Origin of the sequence: Porphyromonas bobii (genome assembly GCF_943169685.1) — a bacterium.
In the GTDB taxonomy this organism is placed as follows: domain Bacteria; phylum Bacteroidota; class Bacteroidia; order Bacteroidales; family Porphyromonadaceae; genus Porphyromonas; species Porphyromonas pasteri.
This window is the reverse complement of record NZ_CALPBU010000001.1, coordinates 551,517-572,561: the sequence shown is the minus strand read 5'-3', so window position 1 is coordinate 572,561 and position 21,045 is coordinate 551,517. Positions and strand designations below refer to the sequence as shown.

Sequence of the window (21,045 nt, the reverse complement as noted above, 5' to 3'; positions counted from 1 at the left end):
GGATTACTCTAAAATACCAGAGCTAGTTGATTAGATATCTTGGTCTTGTATCTCCGGAATTCCTATTCCTTTCAAGTAATTATAGGTACGATCATACCACTCTCGCTTGCGAGTTGTATCAACGTCATCACCCTCGGGGATCAGTACAACTATCCCTTGGCGAGCACGCGTAAGTAGTACACGATAGGCATTTATTTGATACTCCTGATTGGCTGGTTTATTGATGTTTTGCCATTTATTCCCTCCTCGGAGCTGGAAATGCTCCCAAGCATTTCCAGTCATATTTATCCTTAGATCAGCATCCCAGGCAACACATGCCCAGTCTATTTCTAGTCCTTGAACTTCAAACTCAGTAAGTGCATCCTCCAGTGCATCGCTGGACCGAATGTCTTGGCTATTTTCTAGAAACCAGTGGACGAAGTTGGGGCTATACTTTACGTTGATTGATATGGCTTTAAGCCTTTCCGCTTTACTGCTAGCCAGTAGGCCCATACGCTCATTACCTCGTTTCTTGCTCCGGAGCCATCGTTTGGCTCTTTCGAGAGAGCGAGTTAGAACTATAAGATAGTTATTCTTTCTCAGTTCATACAGAGTGGACCTAGCTTCTTCAACCTTTAAATCAAGGAGTTGATTTATGAAGAGACTTACACTCTCAGATCGAAATGAGCGCATTGACATTTCAAGGTGTAGATCTTTTCCATCTTTGAGTTGTGGTTTAATATCTCTTTTCTGTTCATCGCTAAGTTCTTCTGACTCTAGGATAGTCTGAGATATATAAACATCCCAACTCCTATATCTACGGAGAATACTTTCTATCCATTCTTTTAGACCGGCCTCTCCCTTATTGATGCTTTGCCCATTACCTACAAGGCAGACTACAACGCCCCAATCACGTTGGCGATCCATGCAAGAGATGAGATATTCGGGTTCGCTATAGGGAAAGTTTTGTATGTTCTTCTTCTCGTGCATAAAGCGCTGCAACTCCTCTTTGGTCCAAGCTCTCTGAGCTTCATCAAAGATAGCTACATGTTCTGCTGGTATGTAGGCTTTATCTGTATTGCTCTCGAAGTATCCAGGTTTGGGCCTGATATCATTAGCTGTGATATCTACTCCTTCCAGGTACTGGTCGCGGTAATGATGGATCATCTGTATAAAAGCCTTTACCTCGCGTTTGGCGTCTCCTTTTTTGGTGCGAGTTTTTTTCTCTTCATTAGATGTGATGATTCTCTTACGCTCTATATAATCACGGGTCAAGGCTTCCTGAAGGACTTCGACCAGTGGATAGTTCCCAGATAGATAAACGGCTCCTATACCTTGATTAAATAGCTCAATAGCAGTATTTAATCCAATGAGAGTCTTGCCTGCTCCAGGTACACCTGTGATGAAGCAAATAGCCTTGCGTTTCTCTTTCTGACAATGGTCGATTATTCTATTCAGGGCTTTTGAGGCCTTTTCGATATCCCCTCCACTCTTCGTAATGTCTGCGACACTATGTTTTTCATACAGGGCTATAGCTGCCTCTATGATTGTAGGAGTTGGCTCATACCCACTATTAGCCCAGGCATCATCAGTCTGTGAAGGTTGAACAGCTACTTGTACTTGGTCAAGTATATTCTGAATGGCTGTCCCTAATTGAGAAGTATTAGTGAAAAGAGGTTCATATACCTTGTCCGCTGAAGATTTAGGGGTGAGCTGACAGTCCTCATTAAGAGCACAGGGGACAACAACTATGGGTGCAAGGATCCGATCTTTGCTATCTGCATGGAAGTTCTTCAAATCTAGGGCATAGTCCCACACCTGGTTCCGTGCGCTTTGATTGAATGTCTGCCTTCCAGTCTTATACTCGAGGATAAAGACAATGCCATCTATGAGAACGATGGCATCCACACGACGGCCCATGCGTGGGATATTGTACTCTAGGTAGATACTTCCTCTACCGGAGTAGTCTTTGAGTGCCTCTTTTAAGCTGTTTATCTCCTCCTTCCAGGAGGAGGAGGTTTTCTTATTGATGTCGTGTTGAGAAGATTCTGTTAGTTTCCCAACGATAGAAGTCTCTTCCTCTCGAATAAATTCAGAGATAGCACTGGAGTAATAGTATCTGGTCGTCGCCATAATAAGATGATAGGTTATATTTCATGGTCAAAGTTAATATAAATATATATACGGATTACCTTGTGATTTATTGTAGTGCAGCCATCTCTTCCGTAGAGTATTCTTCTTGTCTTTTGAGGAAAAGGGGAAAAGAGGAAAAAACTATAAGGCTCATGCCTCTATACAATGATTGATTCAAGGATGCCGATAATCATCCTCGAATCAATCATTTATACTTGCATGTAGATAATATTTATCCTACTTCCCCGCCTTGCTCTGCTTCTTCTCGAGGAGGGAGAGGTACTTGGCGTAGCCGGCTTGCTTCATCTCTTCGCGGGGAATGAAGCGCAGGGCTGCACTATTGATGCAGTAGCGTAGGCCACCGAGCTCCTGCGGGCCGTCTTCGAAGACATGGCCGAGATGAGCCTTACCCGTCTTACTGCGCACCTCGATACGCTTCATGCCGTGGGAGTCGTCCTGATGCTCGCTGATGAGGGTGGAGTCAATGGGGCGGGAGAAGCTGGGCCATCCGCAGCCCGAGTCGAACTTATCCGTGGAGATGAAGAGCGGTTCGCCCGTCGTGATATCGACATAGATGCCTTCGCGCTTCTCGTCCCAATAGTCGTTGTCAAAGGGATGCTCCGTGGCGGCATGCTGCGTGACAGCGTACTGAGTGGGGGTGAGCCGACGGCGTAGCTCTTCGTCCGAAGGCTTGACATAAGCATTGGCCTCGCGAGCGATCTGGAAGAGTTCGGGGCGGATATGGCAGTACCCCGATGGGTTCTTGTCCAGATAGTCTTGGTGGTAAGTCTCTGCGTCGTAGAAGTTGCGGAGGGGCTCTACCTCGATGACGATGGGCTGTGCATGCTCACGCTGTAGCGTCTCGATCGCTTTCTTGATCGTCGGTAGGTCTGTGGTGTCGGTGTAATAGATACCCGTGCGGTATTGATCACCCACGTCGCCACCTTGCTTATTGAGCGACGTCGGATCAATCGTCAGGAAGTAGAGCTCAAGGAGCTTGCTGAGGCTCACCTGATCGGGAGCGTAGGTGATGTGTACTGCTTCGGCAAAGCCCGTAGTGTGGCTACACACTTCCTCGTAGCTGGGGCGGGAGGTATGGCCATTGGCGTAGCCGACCTCTGTGGAGATGACGCCACGTACTTGCTTGAAGAAGTGCTCGGTGCCCCAGAAGCAACCGCCGGCCAAATAGATCTCTTTCATAGGTGAAGTGGATGGAGTGTTGGGTGAAGGGTGTGTCTGCATGCGCATAGCTCGAAGTCCTAAGGCTCCAGCTGCCAGTAGTAGCAGAAGGGTCAGTGTACGGAGACTGTTCCGTTTCATAATGCCTGTTCTTTTAGACTGTGTAGGGGGTATGGTAGTTTACTGACTTACTAACAGCGTAGGCTTGACGATAGTTATGAGCCGCCCAATATCGGTGTATAGTTTGAGTCAATATCGGGTAGGGGTGCGAACCTATATTGGTTCGTGCTCCGACCACTATTGGTTCACGTGCAGACCAGTATAGGTTCGCTCAGTGACCAATATAGGTTCATACCACCTACCACTATTGGTTCACTCTCGCTTCGCTATGCGTGCGCACATTCTTCGTACCTTTATGCGCACATTCCACTCGGGACGATGCCTACCACAATATACCTCATCACGCTGACCCTCTACTGATAGAATCGCTATGAATGTCCTCTACCTAATAGGCAATGGCTTTGACCTTAGACTTGGGCTCCCCACTCGCTATGCAGACTTTTTAGAGTTCTATAAGGGGCAAACCCCGAAGCTTGATACTGATCGCATACAGCAAGAGGAGGCTATCAAAAAGTATAAGGAGCGCTTCTTTGCCGAGATGGCGGAGCGAGAGGGGCGTGGCGAAGAGCAGTGGAAGGACTTAGAGATAGCTCTTGGTGAGTTTACTACAGCCTTTGGTGATGATGCTGATGGGTTCTGTGACTTCTACGAGGATATGAATCGCGCCTTAGAGGCCTATCTTTCGCAGTGCAATAGTTTTGAGCCTACTCCCGAGGAGGTCGAGAAGTTCCGTGAAGACCTGACCTACCCTTATCGCTACTTCAAGCCGAGAGAGGAGAAAGAGCTTTGTGCTCTGACTATTGCTCAGGCATGGCATATTGACGTCATCTCCTTCAACTATACCTCATCATTTGAGTGCCTCTGCCAGGATGCTTTGTTGGTCGGAGAGTACACCTATGCGGAAGGGCATGAAGGTCACCCTGTGATATATCAAGGGGTGAAGCATGTGCATGGATCATTAGGTCAGGGTGGAATTCTGCTTGGTGTAGATCATGGCGATCAAATAGTAAACGATCAGTGCAGGCAGTGTGATTATGTCGCAGACCTCTTACTTAAGCCACAAGCCAATGAGGGCCGTGGAACGCTTGTCGATGAGGAGTGTCTTAGACTCATTGCGGGGGCTGATGTGATTTGTCTCTTTGGCTTATCCCTCGGGCCTACAGATCAGATGTGGTGGACGGCTATCAAGAAGCGTTTTCTTGATAATCCAGAGGTCATCTTGCTCTACTTCCATTATGATCCAGCTGCCGATTCTGCATTGAAGTTTGATAGGCGGAAGGAGAGACGAGCTCGCCAGCACCTTATCGATGCGCTCGGACTGGAAAGCAATCAAAAGGAGTATGATGATCGGATCTTCGTGGCGATCAACTCGGATATGTTCCCAAGGTGATAGACGCGAACAGCCTACCACGGTATAGTGATATAATAGCAGAAGCGGTGCAGCTCCCGATGGGAGTTGTACCGCTTCTGTTTTGGGTGGATAGGAGAGGAGTTAGCGACGCTTGCGTCCCCAGCGTTTGTAGTACTCGATGTTCTTATCCTCGCGCTTCTTCTTTGCCTCGTCGGGCTTGACCTTGCGCAGGGCATCGGGCTTGCTGCCCAGAGGTGACTGAGTGAGGATGTCCCAGCGCTCTTCGGAGGTGAAGCCCTTCTTGATGGAGATCTCCTGCGGGTAGTAATAGACCTCCTCGGGGGCACGATCAGGGTAGTCTCCAGGTGTAAAGGCGGCGTTGTCGTCCGTATCGATGATGAGTCGGACGAAGTACTCACCAGGCTTCAGGTCGTGGAAGGAGACTTGACAGGACTCTGCTGGAGTCTTTGCTTCGGGGAGGCTATCGGCCTTAGCGGCTTGAGGAGCTTGCTTAGAGAGTAGCTCGGCGAGCACCTTATCGCCTTTGGAAGACGCTGCCGTGGGCTGTGCTTTCTGCGTCGTGTCCGCCTTGACCTCATGTCCATAGAACTGCTGGAGGACAGCATCGCTCTTGTCTATGAGTTGGACGAGGGCATGAGAGCGGATACCCTGCAGGGTGATGGTGAGCTGACCGAACTCGTCCTCCTTCTGTATCTGCTGCGTGAAAGCAACAGAGTCGCAGGCAGCGCCATAGATATCGCGTACGGCAGCCGAATCAATACGCGCCCGATAGCTCTTGCCATAGGCACGTGGGAAGCGGAGCGTATAGCGCAGGTGATCCAGTGAGTCTTGTACGATAGTGAAGTCCTGAGGCTTGTAGAGTGAGTCCTCCTGTACCTCCAGGCGAATCGCTGAGGTGGGGAGGGCTACAAGGGGACGTGAGGCCGTCACATAGAGGCTATCACTTGGAGTACCAGCAAAAGTCCCCGAAGCCCCGGTGAGGGTGATCTGTAGAGGTGACTTCTCCGTTTCAGCAGCCTTGTCGTGCTTCTTAGCTCGTGCCTGTGGCTTGATGAAGACGAGCGTATCAGTCTTCTCTTGTAGGCGAAGTAGTGAGTCGGTCTTCTCGTAGGTGAGGGCGAAGCGCACCGAGTCGCGCGCAAGAAGCTCCTTGTCTCGTAGCCATAGGTCGACGACCTTGCCCTTAGCCGTAGCCCAGTAGAGGGATTCGGCTGGTGCGGTTGGCTTGTCCAGCGAGCGGAGGCGAGGGAGCTTCTTGGGCTCAGCGAGGAACTCCATTCGGCAGATCAAGCTATCGGGACGGCTGTGGCGCTCGAGGCCGTACTGCTGCACCTTCGCTACCGAATAGCGTAGGGCGATGTCGCGAGGGAAGTAGTAGGTGAAGGGATAGGTGACGAGCGAGTCGCGGTGAAGCGTGTCACGGCGCACGATGGAGTCGATGCGTATCGTGTCGGTACGCATACTGTCACGCAGCGTCGTCTGGAAGCTCTCGCGAGAGAAGGCAAGGCCTTCGCTGCGGTCGCTGTACTGATAGTTGGCATCGTTGTCCTTCGTCGCAAAGACCTTGTAGGTACTATTGGGGAGTCCACGCATAGTGAAGAAGCCCAGCTTATTGGTCTTACTGACAAAGGGGAAGGGGCGCTTACGGAGCGTACTGTCGTTGATGTCTGTGGCGGGATAAGCCCCTACGATGAGCCCTTCGACAGGCTCGAAGGTCAAGGCATCGATGACGCGACCGGCCAGCTGCATCGAGTCAATCTGCCCACCTGTGGAGATGAGGTAGCTGAAGCCCTCGAGTGGGTTGTCCTCGTTGTTGTCTACGATGACATCATCGAAGTAGAAGCTGTAGGTCGTATTGGGGCGCAGGGTGTCGGAGAGTACGATGGAGACGTGCCGCCCGTTGGCCGTGATACGTGCTGCCTCACGCTGGGGTGGGGATACGATGATCTTATCCGTCTGGCTCGAGAGCTTGACGTTCTCATCGAAGGTCAGGGTGAAGTGGCGCGTATTGACCCCCGTAGCCTTCACCGCAGGTGAGGCCTGTAGGAGGCGAGGTGGCTCCGTGTCAAAGGGGCCACCTTCGGGTGTACCTTGGTTCGCACAGCCCCATAGCAGGAGGGATCCTGCCAGGAAGCTGAGCGCAAAGTGCATCGTTCTATTTGGGTTCATCCAATAGTAGCTGATTACATATGTGAGACGAGCGGGACACTATCGGTGAACCCAAATAGCGGGGACTAAGCATTACGCTTGCCCTTGCTCGTCATGATCTTGAGGACCTTGAGGTCGGTCTGGGCCATGCCATCACGACCGAGGTCTGCGAGGTTGCGGATGCAGACGTCGATATCATCGTCTACGATACCTTCGGTAGCGGTGACGACGTGTCCCTGCATAGAGAGCATAGCGGAGATGAGTGCAGAGCTCACGCCTGTCGAAGCCTTGAGGCTACAGCTGGGCTTAGCACCGTCACAGATCATCCCCGAGACGTTGCCGATCATATTCTTCACAGCTCCGATAGACTGCTCCTTCGTGCCTCCCATAAGGTAGGTGATAGCACAGGCGGAGCCAATCCCTGAGACGACCATCCCGCAGAGGCAGGAGAGACGACCTAAGAGCTGCTTGATGTAGACGACGAGGAGGCTACTGAGCATGATAGCTCGAGTGGCGACCTCACGACTTGCGCCTTGCTCTTCGGCGAAGGTCAGGACGGGGAGCATCGAGGAGATCCCCTGATTGCCGCTACCCGAATTACTCATCACCGTGATGGGGGCACCATCCATACGGGCGTCGCAGGCAGAGCTGGTATAGGCCAGCATCTGCGTAAGGGGCGTATTGCCGAGGTAGCGACGTCCCATATCGCTATTGATGAGATTGCCGAGGCTATGGCCATAGCTGTGAGTGAAGGAGAACTCGCTGGCACGCTTATTCTGCAGTGCAGCCTCGTAGATGAAGTCAAGCTCCTCCAGAGGACCATGCAGAGCATACTCATAGACGAGGTCGAAGTTCAAGGCGATCGTCTCCTCTTCGTCCTTACTCTCGGGACACTTCGTGCAGGGCGTGTCGGCGGTACGTGGCACGAAGCGGTCTTCACCATCATAGGTGAGCGCTGTGAGCCCTGTATGAGTAGCCTGGATGATGGCAGTCGATAGACGGCCCTCTGTATCGGTAAGTAGGACTTCGACGTAGAGGCGGTCAACGTTGTCACCTTCCTTCAGCCCGATCTGGATGCAGCCGCTTGCTACAAGCTTCTGGGCCTGATGAAGCTCCTCATCAGTGAAAGTGTCGAGGAGCTCCAGTTGCTTCTCGGGTGCTGCTAAGATAGCACCGAGAGCGATCGCGATAGGGATACCGAAGGTCCCCGTGCCGGGGATACCGACGCCCATAGCGTTCTTGAGCATATTGCCGCTGAGTAGGACTTCTATTGAGCGGGGCTCAGCGGTCGTCTGTGCCGCAGCATAGGCTACGGCGAGGGCTACGGCTGCTGGTTCGGTACAGCCTGTAGCGGGTACGACTTCACGGTGCATGAGAGCAGTGATCTGTCGTATCTGTGTGGGTGTAAGCATGGGGTTCTGATGGTCTAAGGTAAGTAGTGTAGTAGGAGAGTGTGTTATTTCCGCTGAGTGCGAAGGATCGTAGTGAGCTTGCCGTCCTTGGTCTTGAGGTCGGGATAGCCTCCGTTCATCGCAGGCTCCCAAGCACCGTAGTTGGGGTTGGGTAGGACGATGAAGCGCTTGCCGAACTCAGCGGCGAAGCGTAAGACGCCCTGATCACGCACGGCCTCGTTACGTACATCGAAGAAGTGGTCGAAGTCACCCAGGTTGTCACCGAGGAGCATCAGGATGTTGTGTGTCTTGAGGACTTCATTGCGACGAGAGGTCTTGTCGGAGGACTTGTCCTTGAACATGAAGTGGCTATCCTCTACCTGTGGGAAGCCCAGATCACGTAGGTTCTTCTTCGTACCAGCACGATTGACCTCATCACGGTTGGAGATGTAGTAGATGTCCACACCGAGGGCATCGGCCTTGCGGAAGAACTCGACAGCGCCCTGCAGAGCTACGGCATCAGCTTGATCGCACCAGCGGTCCCACGAGGGCTGAGAGTAGTCCTCGCCCTTGAGTGCTTGGTAGACGGAGTTCGCCGTGTTGTCAACGATGGTCTCATCGATGTCGGTGACGATAGCCCAGCGCTTTTCGCCCGAGGCTAAGGGAGTTGATGTCGCTGCTACGAGACGCTCGGTCGCGATATTGTAGGCCTGCTGGCAGAGTGCCTTGTACTCGGCAGAGCGCTGGATCCAGGCTGCCGAGAAGAGCTTACCACCGAGGGTAGGGCTCATCGCATAAGCTACCTTCCCACTTGGAGAGTAGGTCGTATTCTGCTCTTTGTTTGAGCCAATAGCGATGACGCAGCTCGAGAGGAGCGTGAGTGATAGTGCGGTAGAAGCTCCGAGAGTGAGGAGTTTATTGGTATTCATTATCGTCGTGGGGTTAGGATTCCTTGTTGGTTTGTGTGTGCTTGAGGTAGCAGGTACGGCATAGCGGGCTGTACTCCTTGGCTTCGCCGAGCATGACCTGCTGCTCACCAGAGACGAGGCGGTAGGAGTAGTTCGCCCAGCTCCCACAGCCTACGCAGATCGCGTGGATCTTGTCTACCGAGTCAGCTATAGCACAGAGCTGCGCCATAGGGCCGAAAGGCTGGCGACGGAAGTCCATATCCAGTCCAGCGAGGATGATGCGGATCCCCTGGTCTGCCAGCTGCTCGACGACCTCGGGGAGGTGCTCATCGAAGAACTGTGCCTCGTCGATGCCGATGACGTCGACGTCCGAAGCTAAGAGGAGAAGGTTCGACGAGTTGTCTATCGGAGTAGAGGCGATCGCATTGCGGTCGTGGGAGACTACCTCGGTCTCATCATAGCGGGTGTCTACTGAGGGCTTGAAGATCTCTACGCGTAGCCCTGCGATCTTGGCACGGCGCAGGCGACGAAGGAGCTCCTCTGTCTTACCGCTGAACATCGAGCCGCAGATCACCTCGATGCTACCGCGTACACGGGCCTGACCCGTCTCAAATGGATTAAGCATTACTTGTCCTCCGTCTTATTATAGCGTGCGGTGAGGCGTCGTGCCCCGCCTTCGATCTCCTCTATAGTAACGCGTACCGTGTCGGCTGGTAGGATGTCCTCCATGACCTCTGGCCACTCAATGAAGCAGAGTGCGCCACTCTGGAGGTAATCTTCGGTTCCGAGGTTCAGCGCATCATTGAGCTTCTCCAGGCGATAGCAGTCAAAGTGGTAGATGAGTTCTCCCGAGGGTTCAGCGCGATATTCATTGATAATAGAGAAGGTCGGGCTATTGATGACATCTTGCACGCCGAGGGCTTCGCAGAGGGTCTTGATGAAGGTCGTCTTGCCAGTCCCCATGGGGGCATAGAAGGCGAAGATATCCCCCCAGGGGAGGACCTCCTCGATGAACTGGCGCGCTACGGGCTCCAGCGTGTCTGGGGAGGCTAAGAGGTAGGTGGTCTCAGTGTCCATTCGCTTGTCTTGATTGTGCCAGAGCGTACGTACCCCAGCATATACTCACCCGCAAATTTAAGATATTCGGTGCATAGTCTATATACCTATATATAGAGGCTGCCCCTACACTTCTGTGGAGAAGGTAGGGGCAGCCTCTAAATCGTGTCGCACTCGGGACGTCTTGTCCTCGGGCGATAGGGGTGGGATTAGAAGGTAAACTTCATCCCGAAGTAGCCTGAGCGAGGGATCGTGGGGCCGTAGATATAGCCGCTGTCACGGTCTGGACCGAAGTCGTAGTCGCTCTGGAAGGCGTTGAAGAGGTTGTTGATACCGCAGTAGAGCTGGACGTTGCTCTTAGAGAAGAGACGCAGGTCATAGGTGATCTTAGCGCCGAGATCAAAGAAGCTCTTGGTCTTGACCAGCTCGTTCCACTCGACATCGACCTCCTTCTGCGCGCCATCCTCGAGGATAGCAGCACCCGTAGCGTCTACGAGAGGAAGCTTATAGCCTTCGGTGCGCAGACCAGCAGCGATAGCCGTGCGGTCGGTGACTGCGGAGTTCTGCCCCCACTTGACGACGTGAGGGACGTACATCGAGCCCGTGAAGGTACCCGTGAGGGAGATGTTCAGCGGACGGACGGGATTGATGCCGATCGTGAAGTAGCCGTAGGTAGAGGGCGTGCGAGTGATCTCCTTAGAGGTCATCGAGATGGTCTGAGGCTCATTGTCTACAGCGACATTGTCAAAGTCAGAGCCGTCAGCCTTAGGCATGAAGGACTCGTAGTAGGCCGCATCGTGGTCGCCCTGGACCTTCTGACGTACGCCCCATTCCTGGTTGACGTCGTACTTGTTGCTGGTGAGCGTGAGGCCGGCCTGGAGGGAGAGCCAGCGATAGGCGATCTTACCCTCGAGGTTCAGCCCGAGGACCTTGGCACCCGAGGAGACCTGCTGACCATTGTCATCGATCCCATAGTTGTGGCGCGTGTAGTAGGAGATACCGTTCTCAGACTTGTCCTTGTAGTTCGTGAAGACGTCGAGCAGACGGGTGTAGAAGCCTTCGACGAGGACGTTGACCTGTGCACCACCGAGGGTGAAGTACATGTCGTTGCTCAGGCTGAAGGAGTGGGAGATCTCAGGACGAAGGTCCTCAGCATTGGTCACACGCTGTGCTTCACCACCGACGACCCCGACGTGAAGGTCTTCGTCAAAGACCTGAGGAGCACGGAAGCCCTTGGCATAGGTAGCGCGGATGTTGATATTCTTCGTGGGGTTGTAGCGCAGGGTAGCGCGGGGGCTGAAGATGGCCTTCTTGACGGCGGAGTTCTCATCAAGACGCGTGCCGAGCAGGACGCTCCAGCGATCGTTCTTCCATTCGATCTGGGCGAACTGGCTGGCGTTGCGGATGACCTGACGCAGGGCAGGGGAGAGGGAGATGGGGTTAGCGCTGAGGTCGAAGCCATCGGTGACGGTCTTCTCGGTCTCCCATTCTCTTAGAGGCATCTTGTCCTCGAGGCGGTCATAGCTGTATTCAGCACCAGCGAGGAGCTGAGCAGGCATAAAGAGGAAGTGGTCGAAGTCATAGGTGTACTGTGCACCACCGACCCACGTCATCCCGCGGGTAATACCGAAGTTCTTCCCATAGTCAGAGGTATGGATGGGGCGACCGATAGAGCCTGCATTCACTGCCTTGCCCTCATCTGTAGTCTCGTTGCCATCCTTATCAATGTACTTGTCGCCTGCTTTGTTGCGGAGCTTCGTCTCACCGATACCACCGTAGTAGCTGTTACGGGTGACGTGCTGAGCGGAGCCGTAGAGCTGGAAGTGGTGCTTGTAGTCTTCGCTGTAGCCGTCGAACTTCAGGTTCCCGCTATATACGGAGTGGCGAATGGACTCAGCTACACCGACTACCTGCTCGGGCCAGTCGATGTGGTCACCACCGCGACGGGCTTCGCTAAAGGTATGGACTTCGCCGGTCAGACGGGTGTAGTCCGTGGGGCGGAGGTAGCCACGGAAGCCGAGCGAGCGGGAGTCAAGACGACCAAGCTCGCTGTAGCCATCGCCATTGACGTCGTGCTCCTTGCGGTAGCGAGCCTGTGCGAAGACCATGGCGCCAGCACGGTTGTCATCGCTGACGAGTGAGCCGTTGAAGCTCAGGTTATTGTCCAGATCCTTGAAGCCCGAGAAGCCAAGGCTCTCATTGAAGGAGAAGCTATTGCGCTGAGGCTCCTTGGTGATGATGTTGATCACCCCTGCGATAGCAGAGGAGCCGAAGAGGGCAGAGCCACCGCCACGTACGACCTCGACACGCTCGATCATATTCGTGGGGATCTGCTCCAGACCATAGACCCCTGCCAGTGCACTCATGATGGGACGGCTGTCGATGAGGATTTGTGAGTAGCGCCCGTCGAGGCCATTGATACGTACTTGATTGAAGCCGCAGTTCTGGCAGTTATTCTCGACACGCACACCTGGCTGGAAGATCAGCCCTTGGGCGAGGTTAGTAGCATTGGTGCTCTCGAAGAGCTTGGCGTCAAGCACGGTGACGAGCGTCGGAGCGAGACGGCGTAGGGTAGCCTGACGGTTGGAGGAGACGACGACCTCATCGATACGGATGTTGTCTGGCTCTGCATCGAAGTTCACTTCGACGACCTTACCAGGGATGATCTCCACGGTGCGCTCTTGGCTGAGATAACCGAGACCGCGCATGACGAGTGTCACGCTCTTCTGCTTGAGGTTCTTGAGGATGTAGTGCCCTGTGGCATCGGTAGCCGTACCGAAGGTCGTACCCTTGATAGCGATGGTGACACCTGAGAGATGTTCGCCAGTCTTCGCATCTGTGACGTGCCCAATAATGTTGGCATCAGTCGGCCGCTCTTGTGCTGCCAGCTCACTGCTGAGACCGATGGCCGAGACCAGAAGGATCTGCAGTGAGAGCATGAGGGCGTAAAGCTTACGCATGGTTATTACTATGATTTATAGTGAGTAAAGTTGCTATATCGCGTGGGCAAAAAATACGCCATTCATAGCCCCCTCCTCTTACTCCTTTGCAAAATACATAGATGTAGGTATAGGGTAGATGTAAGTACCTCTATTATATACCTAATAATGGGTGCTGGAGCACTGGTTAATCATATCAAGTCGAGGTGCATTTCCTCCATACTCAAGCTGCTTTTCCGTCATAGCTCTACGAGAAAAGTTATATCTACGTACGTGGATTTAAAATCTATGTACAGAGAACTTATCATCTACGCACGTAGACTTTAGGACTACCCACGTAGATAGCGGATTACAGCTACTGGTGCAGGACTTCTTTTCTGTAGATCTACGACTCTATCTGTATGCGTATACAGCTACTTACAATAGCTCTTTGATCTTCTGGTATGCATAGGATCGGGAGTGCTTTCGCTATGCTTCGTCGCATTTGCCGAAAAGAAAGCCCCCTGCATGCGCCTTAAAAGGAGCATACAGGGGGGCTCTATAGAGATGGGCCCGCAGGGGTGAGGGTGTCTCGGCTACTTATAGCGTAGGAGATGAGGTATCTTCGTTCTGAAGGTTCTTCGAGTAGGTCTTATCCTTGCCTCGTGAGAGGTGATAGGACACCCCAAGGAGGATCATATTCTTATTGGCATGGATCCACGTCTTATTATCCCTCTGGACGAGACGCTCACCGAGCGTATAGTCATGATAATAGGCCGGCGTCCCGATGAATAGCATCGAGGCAGAGAACTTCCAGTTCCCCAAGCGGTAGGAGATCGAGGCAGTATGCTTTGGCTCCATACGAGAGGCATAGCCCGAATCATAGGTATAAGTCGGGAGGGCGTACTTGTAGTAGAGCTGTAGCCCCTTATGCTGGGCCGTCAGCGAAAACTCACCATAGAGCGAACTACGATCATAACTAATCTCCGATGAGCGAAGTCGACTATACGTAGGTATGAGGTACGTATCTAGGCTCAGGGTATTGTCACCAAAGGGCTTGACGACCACCCTAGCAGCCGTAACAAGTTCGTCACTCCATGCTCCATTGATCGGAGCGAACGTGATCCCTGCCCCCTCACGCTTCATAGCCTGGATATGCGGGCGATGTGTGTGGCTATAGAGACCTACCAACTTGATATCAAAGATCCCCTTAGCATACGTATACATAGCGGTCAGTTGGCGCATATGCGCATTCTCTAGCTGGGGATTACCTACGCTAGTGATATCACGGGTCGCTCGTCTTCGGTTGCTACTGAGCTGATCCAGACTAGGCAGGATGGGCTTGTCATCGTACATCAAGCGCAGATCACTACCTCCACCGAGGGTATAGCCGAGTACGACCTTCGGGGTGAAGGCGAGGCTACTGTAGGAGCGGTAGCTCGAATGATTGTGCGTGTGGGTCAAGCCTAGGCTCACACGATACAGTAGTCTCCCCTTACGCCCCGAGATCTCACTGTAGCCATAGTTCTGCCACGTACGGCTGGTATAGTCAAGGGCACCGAAGTGATTGTCTACCTGTGAATGTAGGAAGGAGACCTCTCCCCTGTAGCCCGAACTGATCCGTAAGCGTCCCGTCTCTCGGGTGTGTGCTAGCTCGAGGATGAGCGAGCGCTTACTATTGTCCAGCTTCATGAAGTCCTCGTAGCTCGTGAGCCCTGTAGTGATGCCCTGCTCTCGGGTCTTCGTCTCTCGCTTGGTGGAGAAGAGCGTCCCTACAAGGTTAAGGCTCAGCTCATCTTTCTCTCCAAGCTTGCGCCAATGGTAGAGGTCAAGCGAGGGATTGAACTGCTGGGTCCTATCTCTACCCGTGGTAGTCAGCTTCTCTCCAGCGACACCGTCTACAGTGTAGAGCCCCGAGCCGATATTGTCAGAGAAGCGTCGCTCAGCTCTCGGCTGTAGGCGAGCCTCCCATAGGTAGCGTTCATCCACTACGTAGGCGTACTTGAGGGCGGGGCTGTGTGTCGTATAGCCAAAAGCATCATGGTCTGAGTAGGTGAGCTGTAGTGCCTGCTGATTGAGGCTATAGCTATACTGCGCAAGTGACTCTCGGTCACGATAGTCGCGATAGTTCAGCGTGTACTCAAGGCTCAGCTTATGTCGCCCACTGATCAGAGAGGCGTAGGCCTCGTCATTTCCGAAGCCTGTAGTGAAGGCATGTTTGAGTGAGCCACCTGCGATGTAGCCGTCGTCCAGTCCGGAGACGATGATATTGATCACACACTCTACTGCTCGATATCGAGCAGGGGGAATGTCGTAGACCTCTACTCGCTTGATCTTCTCTTTGGGCAGCATAAGTACATCCGTCTTCGTGGAGCGTATCCCATTGATCAGGAGCTGCACCTCCCCACCCATAGCTCCCTTGAGACGGTCGTTCATCACATCGAAGCTGACTGAGGGTAGGGTCTTGAGCAGATCATAGCTGTGTAGGGCCTCCTGGACATCCTTACGGGCAAAGGTGATCACCCTACGGTCGGCTCGCTGATGCGTAGCTTGAGCCTCCACGACCACACCCTCCAGCACCTGACTATCTTGCTGTAGCTGATCGAGAAGCTCCACCGTGAAGCCTTGGCTGGGCATCACGATACGAAGCCGTCGCTCCAGAGGCTTGTAGCCGAGGAAGCTAATACGTAGAAGATAGCGCCCGACCTTGACCTCACTAAAGAGATAGCCCCCTTGCAGGTCTGTAGCCCCTCTGAGGACGAGCGTTGAGTCTCGCTCACTCACCAGCGTGACGGAGGCAAGAGCGATCGGCTCCTTAGTCTTCGCATCCTCTACCTGCCCCCGCACCTCGATCTGAGCGAGGAGGCGAAGGGGAGCAATCAATAAGAGGAGAGCGATTAGGAATGATCGGCTCATAGGCGCTCTAAGGTAAAGGTCGTGGGACCAACCTTCTGAATAGGTATGTCTCGAATCATGAAGTCTATAGACCCCGCATAGTAGTCATTTGCCTGTGTCGGGTGTGTGATGACGATCTTATCGAGCATCTCTCCCGTTATCTTGAGGAGCACATCAGCCAGCTTCTTGTCCTGCACCATGCGTCCTGAGACGAAGAGTTTGTAGTTAAGGCCTTCTGCATCGGAGATCGTCAGCCCCTTCCGATGGGCACCCTTGATAGCGCTCGTCGCCAGGTCAAGTGCCAGCTTATCTCCATCTTCCTTCTTGGGAATAATTGTAGATACTGTGAGGTACTTCTCCATGGCATCAAGCTGGATATGCGTGCTGATATTACCAGTGAAGCCTGGATTCTTTTCAATAGGGATTCGGACAAAGCGGTATGTACCACTCGGGAGATGTACCGTGAGGACATGGCGCTTGTACGGGTCTATAGGGACACCCTTGAATGAAGCCTCTCCGTTAGCATTAGTCATCGTGACTGCGATGATGTCATTGGGCTTATCTTGGAGGGAGAGGTAGACCGGTAGATAGGGGAAGCGCTGCTCGACTCCAGTCTTAGTCTTGCAGTACACGTTGCCGAGGTAAAAGAACTCTGTGGTTCGCTGAGCATGCAGAGCGAAGCTCGAGAGTAGCATGCTCACGGCAATAAGTAGGGGCGTTAGTGATTTCATATTGATTTGAATTAAGATGAGGCGGGGTATCTGTGTCTATTCTTTGAAGCGATCCTTGGGTAGCTTCCCTGCGTTGGGTGGATGGTGATGCGTTTTCTCTTGGAGATGTTAAGCTCCTTATAGCGCTTATGTACGGAATGCACTATGTTTATTTCTGCGATAAAGTTAGATCTATTCAACTTATCGTCAAAATGTGACGGATGAAGCACGCTCGACTTCAACTAAGGTATGCGGGCGTGTGCCAGCTTTGGTGAGGAGTGGAAGGGGGGTATTGTTGGGGAAAAGTAGAATACTTACCTTTGATAGGCTTCTTCATCGGAGTCGCAGCTTTGTACCCCAGGGTGCTGGGGTCGTTAGCCTACGTCTCTTGGGAAGATGGCCCTCCTAATACTACACAGGAGCCCTTTTTCATATAAGAGCTAAATCAATGAGCACTACCTGGCAAGAGCACATTGCTCGCCATACTACGACCGCCCTTGACGCCGTGCGATCGGCAGTAAAGAGCGGGGACTTCTTGGTCTTTGGCCATGCTGTGGCAGCCCCCAGCAGTCTCTCCAAAGCCCTCTACGATGATCGCGAGCGCCTCACGGACGTAAAAGTCTTCCACATGCTGTACTTTGCCGAGCCTTGGCACCTCCGCCCAGAGATGGTGGGGCATGTACATCCCGTCCTTAACTTCCTTGACAAGAATAGCCGCCCCGCTTACCTGGATAAGCGTGTCGACTATCTCCCTTGTCACTTCCATGAACTCCCAGATTTCTTTAGGAATGGTATCTATCCTGTCGATGTCGCACTGATCTCGGTGAGCGAGCCCAATGAAGAGGGCTACTGCTCCTTCGGGGTGTCGTGTGACTATACCAAGCCCGCCGCAGAGGCTGCGCGGATCGTCATCGCAGAGATCAATAAGCAGATGCCCTTCATCGGAGGGGACAACCTCATCCATGTGACGAAGCTGGACTATATCGTCCCCGTTGACCGCCCCTTGGTGGAGCTCCCTCTTGCTCCTATCGGGCCTGTCGAGCAGCGCATCGGTGAGCTGTGTGCCGAACTCATCCACGATGGAGATACGCTCCAGATCGGTATCGGGGCGATCCCCGATGCCGTGCTTCAGAGCCTACGAGAGCGAAAAGATCTGGGCTTGCACACGGAGATGTTCACCGATGGCGTCATGCACATGATTAACTCTGGCAATGTGACGGGTGAGAAGAAGACCCTGCATCCACGTAAGGTCGTCAGTTCCATCATTATGGGTACGAAGGCACTTTATGACTTCGTCAATAAGAATGATATGATCGAGATGTACCCCGTCGATCATACGAATGACCCCTATATGGTCGGGCAGAATGACAACATGGTCTCTATCAACTCCTGTCTGGAGATAGACCTCTATGGGCAGGTGGCATCCGAAGCTATTGGACTCAACCAATATAGTGGCACGGGTGGGCAGGTAGACTACCTGCGTGGGGCAAAGCGCTCGCGTGGCGGTCGCTCCATCTTAGCCTTCACCTCTACGGCAAAGGACGGCACTTGCTCGCGCATTGTCCCAGTCTTGCCATCGGGAGCCACAGTGACCTCAGGGCGCAATGAGGTCGACTACATCGCTACCGAATACGGTGTGGTCCGTCTCCGTGGTCTGACGCTTCGTGAGCGTGCCTTGGCCTTGACAAGTATCGCTCACCCTGACTTCCGCCCTGGACTCATGGAGGTCATCCGCGAGCGTTTCGGCGAGTAGCAGCTTGATAAAGCAGGCTGAAAAAACACCTCCGGACAAATACAGCAGAGAGCAAGGAATAGCCCTACGAAGGGCCTCCTTGCTCTCGCTCGCTTTAGGAAGGGTAGGGTGTAGCTACTCATGTTTTTAAAGGGAAGAGATCAAATTTGTGGTAAAATAGGTTTTCATATTATAAATGACTACATTTGTCTACCACATTAGGGAGCATCGTCGCCGGAAGCCTTACCATCGTAACCTCACAATACAGCGCGCTCCTACCAATCAATTGATCGCATGAGTATGAATAGAGTAATGCGTTTGTCAGATCATCAGGCCGACCGCTACTGGCGTATAGAGACGCTGGGGGGAGACCTTATGACGAACTGGGGTAAGGTATCTACATCAGGGCGCTATGAGGTCAAGTCGTTTGCCGACGCAGCGGAGTGCGAAGAGCGTGCCCAGCAGTTGGTCGACGCAAAGCTAAAGGCAGGCTTCCAGGACTTCCCTGGCTTTGATCCGATGCAGTCCTTCTACTATGACGACGATGAGATGGGGCTGCATCCCCTGACCAGCCACCCGACCTTCCGCAAGTACTTTGGCTCGGAGGTCTATTACTCCAGTATCCAAGATGCAGCACCCTTCGGTAATGATGAGGGGAGTGATGCCCTATGGGAGCTCAGTGACCTCCTGCGCCGTCGACCCAAGGCAGACCTTACTCATTACCCAGCTTCATTGATATCCAAGCTCTATCATCTACCCTTCTGCCCGCCTAAGGGAGAGACCTATGAGGAGCTGGAAGCCCAGCGCAACCTCACTCTGGAGGGGCGCCCATTGCTGGAGCAGCTCCGCCGAACGGATCGTGTCATCGTAGCTTTGGCCCTTGCGCAGGTGAAGATCACGGGGAGCCTCTCTAAGACACTTTATTCTTTAGCACTGCGCTCTCTTGATCGCCTCGCCAAGCTCAAGAGTCTCGGAGCACCTGTCCGCTGCTCTGTCGAACTCCTTCTGCAGGAGCGTGATGATCTGGAGATCTATGCTCGTGAGGTCGGTCTCAATTAGTAGCTCATAATCGTTCACAAATAAAGAAGTCGCCCGCTTGGTACTCATGCCAAGCGGGCGACTTCGTTTGTCTGGCTGCTACTTGTGGTAGGTGAAGCGTAGTACAGTCTGCGTCGTATCTGAGAGTGCGAAGGTGCGGTCAGCCACATGACCGATGAGCCAGATGGGGGCTTCCTCTCGACATAACAAAAGGGCTTCACGGCGCGAGCGGTGAGAGAACTTCCCGTCAATGAGTATGCGTCTGAGGAGCTTCTTCCCCGACATACCGAAGGGGCGGAGGGTGTCGCCCTCACGCCGTGAACGGATGGTAAGCCTTTGGGACTCTAACCTATCGTAGTCAAAGACTGCGACCTCTCGAGGTGTGCGGTAGACACCCTTTAGAGCACTAAGGGAAAGGAGCTCCCAGTGTAGTTCTCCTCCGAAGGGAAGTGCGCACTGCCCGTCTTGGCTGATGTCAATGGATAGGGATACTGCTGCTCCCTCCTCACGTGGGAGTAACTCCAGCAGCTGTACACCATGAATGAGTAGGTGGGTGGGGGAGTAGAACTTTGCTCCAGCCGTCCCCTCTGCAAGATGCTTACTGAGTTCCTCAACGACAGGGCGCTGGAAGCCATAGGGGCGTAAGAGCTCGAAGAGGATGGTCGTTCGCTCGGGATGAGTGGCAAGGGGCTTATACTCCAAGCCGTTGGGGGATAGTAGCTCAGATCGGTAGCGCTCGATCACCTCCATATAGAGGGCCTCCGTCGAGCGCAGGTGCTCTATCGTGCGGTAGGTCGTCGCTCGAAAGGAAGGATTAAGCTCCTCAAAGAGGGGGATGAGCTGATGGCGAATCAGATTGCGCTTATAGCGGGTATCGCTATTTGAGCTATCCTCACGATAGCTTTGCCCAAGAGCGCTCAGATAGTCAAGTATGAGTGCACGGGGAGTCCCTTGCAGTGGGCGGATGATACCTTCTGCCTGCTTGATGAACGGCATACCACTGAGCCCACGGATGCCTGTACCCATAGAGAGGTTGAGTAGTAGGGTCTCTACTTGGTCATCTGCATTGTGGGCAACGGCTACGACCTTTCTGTCTTCACTACCTTCAGTAAAGGAGCGAAACCACTGGTAGCGTAGCTCACGTGCTGCCATCTCGATAGATATGCCCTTATTCTCGGCATAGTTTCGAGTATCGAAGTGCTTGATTTGCAAGGGAACGTTGAGCTTCGTGCATAGCTCCCGCACGAAGGCTTCATCGCAGTCGCTCTCTTCGCCACGTAGTGTGAAGTTGCAGTGGAGCGCTTCGAGTCTTTCGCCATAGCCTAAAGCAAGCATAGCCATCAGCAGAGCGACCGAGTCGGCCCCTCCGCTGATGGCTATGTATATACGCTGGGTGGCGCTATCTATGAGTCGATGCTCTTGGATGGTCGTGGCGACCTGAGCTTCGAGAAGAGAGCGCATCTCCC

Annotated in this window: 14 protein-coding genes; 3 read left to right on the top strand and 11 right to left on the bottom strand. The window is 53.2% G+C overall.

All coding sequences use genetic code 11. The features are described from left to right. Positions 1–30: 30 nt before the first annotated feature. Positions 31–2,112 (bottom strand): DNA/RNA helicase domain-containing protein, encoded by a 2,082-nt coding sequence (locus KO088_RS02280; protein ID WP_215493238.1) that lies wholly within the window; start codon positions 2,110–2,112, stop codon positions 31–33. Between the two features lie 237 nt (positions 2,113–2,349). Then, positions 2,350–3,432: a peptide-methionine (R)-S-oxide reductase MsrB gene (gene msrB, locus KO088_RS02275; protein ID WP_215493237.1), complete on the bottom strand. Its 1,083-nt coding sequence runs from the start codon at positions 3,430–3,432 to the stop codon at positions 2,350–2,352. 349 nt (positions 3,433–3,781) lie between these two features. On the opposite strand from msrB, the gene KO088_RS02270 reads away from it, so the two are divergent. Next, on the top strand, positions 3,782–4,801 hold the full coding sequence (locus tag KO088_RS02270; protein ID WP_215493236.1) for an AbiH family protein: 1,020 nt from the start codon (positions 3,782–3,784) through the stop codon (positions 4,799–4,801). 102 nt (positions 4,802–4,903) lie between these two features. Here the strand turns inward: KO088_RS02270 and KO088_RS02265 are convergent, their stop codons facing one another. From KO088_RS02265 to KO088_RS02230, 8 genes are all read right to left on the bottom strand, one after another. After that, positions 4,904–6,952, bottom strand: a complete 2,049-nt coding sequence (locus tag KO088_RS02265) for an Ig-like domain-containing domain (RefSeq protein WP_251419732.1) — start codon at positions 6,950–6,952, stop codon at positions 4,904–4,906. Between the two features lie 65 nt (positions 6,953–7,017). Continuing rightward, the gene (locus tag KO088_RS02260) at positions 7,018–8,343 is read right to left on the bottom strand and encodes an L-cysteine desulfidase family protein (protein ID WP_215493235.1); all 1,326 of its coding nucleotides are present in this window, start codon (positions 8,341–8,343) and stop codon (positions 7,018–7,020) included. Between the two features lie 44 nt (positions 8,344–8,387). After that, positions 8,388–9,251 (bottom strand): 5'-nucleotidase, lipoprotein e(P4) family, encoded by an 864-nt coding sequence (locus KO088_RS02255; protein WP_060935854.1) that lies wholly within the window; start codon positions 9,249–9,251, stop codon positions 8,388–8,390. Between the two features lie 13 nt (positions 9,252–9,264). Further along, positions 9,265–9,855, bottom strand: a complete 591-nt coding sequence (locus KO088_RS02250) for a thymidine kinase (RefSeq protein ID WP_009433191.1) — start codon at positions 9,853–9,855, stop codon at positions 9,265–9,267. Beyond that, entirely contained in the window at positions 9,855–10,307 is a 453-nt protein-coding gene (gene tsaE, locus KO088_RS02245; RefSeq protein ID WP_215493234.1) for a tRNA (adenosine(37)-N6)-threonylcarbamoyltransferase complex ATPase subunit type 1 TsaE, read from the bottom strand. The genes KO088_RS02250 and tsaE overlap by 1 nt, the downstream gene beginning before the upstream one ends. A 188-nt stretch (positions 10,308–10,495) precedes the next feature. Next, complete coding sequence (locus tag KO088_RS02240) at positions 10,496–13,246, bottom strand: TonB-dependent receptor (RefSeq protein WP_251419730.1); 2,751 nt, start codon at positions 13,244–13,246, stop codon at positions 10,496–10,498. A gap of 558 nt (positions 13,247–13,804) precedes the next feature. Further along, positions 13,805–16,120 carry a TonB-dependent receptor gene (locus KO088_RS02235; RefSeq protein ID WP_215493233.1) on the bottom strand — a complete coding sequence of 772 codons (2,316 nt, stop codon included), beginning with the start codon at positions 16,118–16,120 and terminating at the stop codon, positions 13,805–13,807. Next, positions 16,117–16,830: a hypothetical protein gene (locus KO088_RS02230; RefSeq protein WP_215493232.1), complete on the bottom strand. Its 714-nt coding sequence runs from the start codon at positions 16,828–16,830 to the stop codon at positions 16,117–16,119. The genes KO088_RS02235 and KO088_RS02230 overlap by 4 nt, the downstream gene beginning before the upstream one ends. 427 nt (positions 16,831–17,257) lie before the next feature. Between KO088_RS02230 and KO088_RS02225 the strand changes: the two genes are divergently transcribed. After that, entirely contained in the window at positions 17,258–18,562 is a 1,305-nt protein-coding gene (locus KO088_RS02225; protein ID WP_215493231.1) for an acetyl-CoA hydrolase/transferase family protein, read from the top strand. Positions 18,563–18,841: 279 nt separating this feature from the next. Then, positions 18,842–19,600 carry a WGR domain-containing protein gene (locus tag KO088_RS02220; RefSeq protein WP_251419728.1) on the top strand — a complete coding sequence of 253 codons (759 nt, stop codon included), beginning with the start codon at positions 18,842–18,844 and terminating at the stop codon, positions 19,598–19,600. Between the two features lie 78 nt (positions 19,601–19,678). Here KO088_RS02220 and tilS read toward each other — a convergent pair whose 3' ends face one another. After that, positions 19,679–21,040: a tRNA lysidine(34) synthetase TilS gene (gene tilS / locus KO088_RS02215; RefSeq protein WP_215493230.1), complete on the bottom strand. Its 1,362-nt coding sequence runs from the start codon at positions 21,038–21,040 to the stop codon at positions 19,679–19,681. Positions 21,041–21,045 lie beyond the last annotated feature (5 nt).

Excerpts from the sequence above, each read along its gene's own strand:
- KO088_RS02280 (WP_215493238.1), bottom strand. The coding sequence starts at position 2,112 with ATGGCGACGACCAGATACTATTACTCCAGTGCTATCTCTGAATTTATT.
- msrB (WP_215493237.1), bottom strand. The coding sequence starts at position 3,432 with ATGAAACGGAACAGTCTCCGTACACTGACCCTTCTGCTACTACTGGCA.
- KO088_RS02270 (WP_215493236.1), top strand. The coding sequence starts at position 3,782 with ATGAATGTCCTCTACCTAATAGGCAATGGCTTTGACCTTAGACTTGGG.
- KO088_RS02265 (WP_251419732.1), bottom strand. The coding sequence starts at position 6,952 with ATGAACCCAAATAGAACGATGCACTTTGCGCTCAGCTTCCTGGCAGGA.
- KO088_RS02260 (WP_215493235.1), bottom strand. The coding sequence starts at position 8,343 with ATGCTTACACCCACACAGATACGACAGATCACTGCTCTCATGCACCGT.
- KO088_RS02255 (WP_060935854.1), bottom strand. The coding sequence starts at position 9,251 with ATGAATACCAATAAACTCCTCACTCTCGGAGCTTCTACCGCACTATCA.
- KO088_RS02250 (WP_009433191.1), bottom strand. The coding sequence starts at position 9,855 with ATGCTTAATCCATTTGAGACGGGTCAGGCCCGTGTACGCGGTAGCATC.
- tsaE (WP_215493234.1), bottom strand. The coding sequence starts at position 10,307 with ATGGACACTGAGACCACCTACCTCTTAGCCTCCCCAGACACGCTGGAG.
- KO088_RS02240 (WP_251419730.1), bottom strand. The coding sequence starts at position 13,246 with ATGCGTAAGCTTTACGCCCTCATGCTCTCACTGCAGATCCTTCTGGTC.
- KO088_RS02235 (WP_215493233.1), bottom strand. The coding sequence starts at position 16,120 with ATGAGCCGATCATTCCTAATCGCTCTCCTCTTATTGATTGCTCCCCTT.
- KO088_RS02230 (WP_215493232.1), bottom strand. The coding sequence starts at position 16,830 with ATGAAATCACTAACGCCCCTACTTATTGCCGTGAGCATGCTACTCTCG.
- KO088_RS02225 (WP_215493231.1), top strand. The coding sequence starts at position 17,258 with ATGAGCACTACCTGGCAAGAGCACATTGCTCGCCATACTACGACCGCC.
- KO088_RS02220 (WP_251419728.1), top strand. The coding sequence starts at position 18,842 with ATGAATAGAGTAATGCGTTTGTCAGATCATCAGGCCGACCGCTACTGG.
- tilS (WP_215493230.1), bottom strand. The coding sequence starts at position 21,040 with ATGCGCTCTCTTCTCGAAGCTCAGGTCGCCACGACCATCCAAGAGCAT.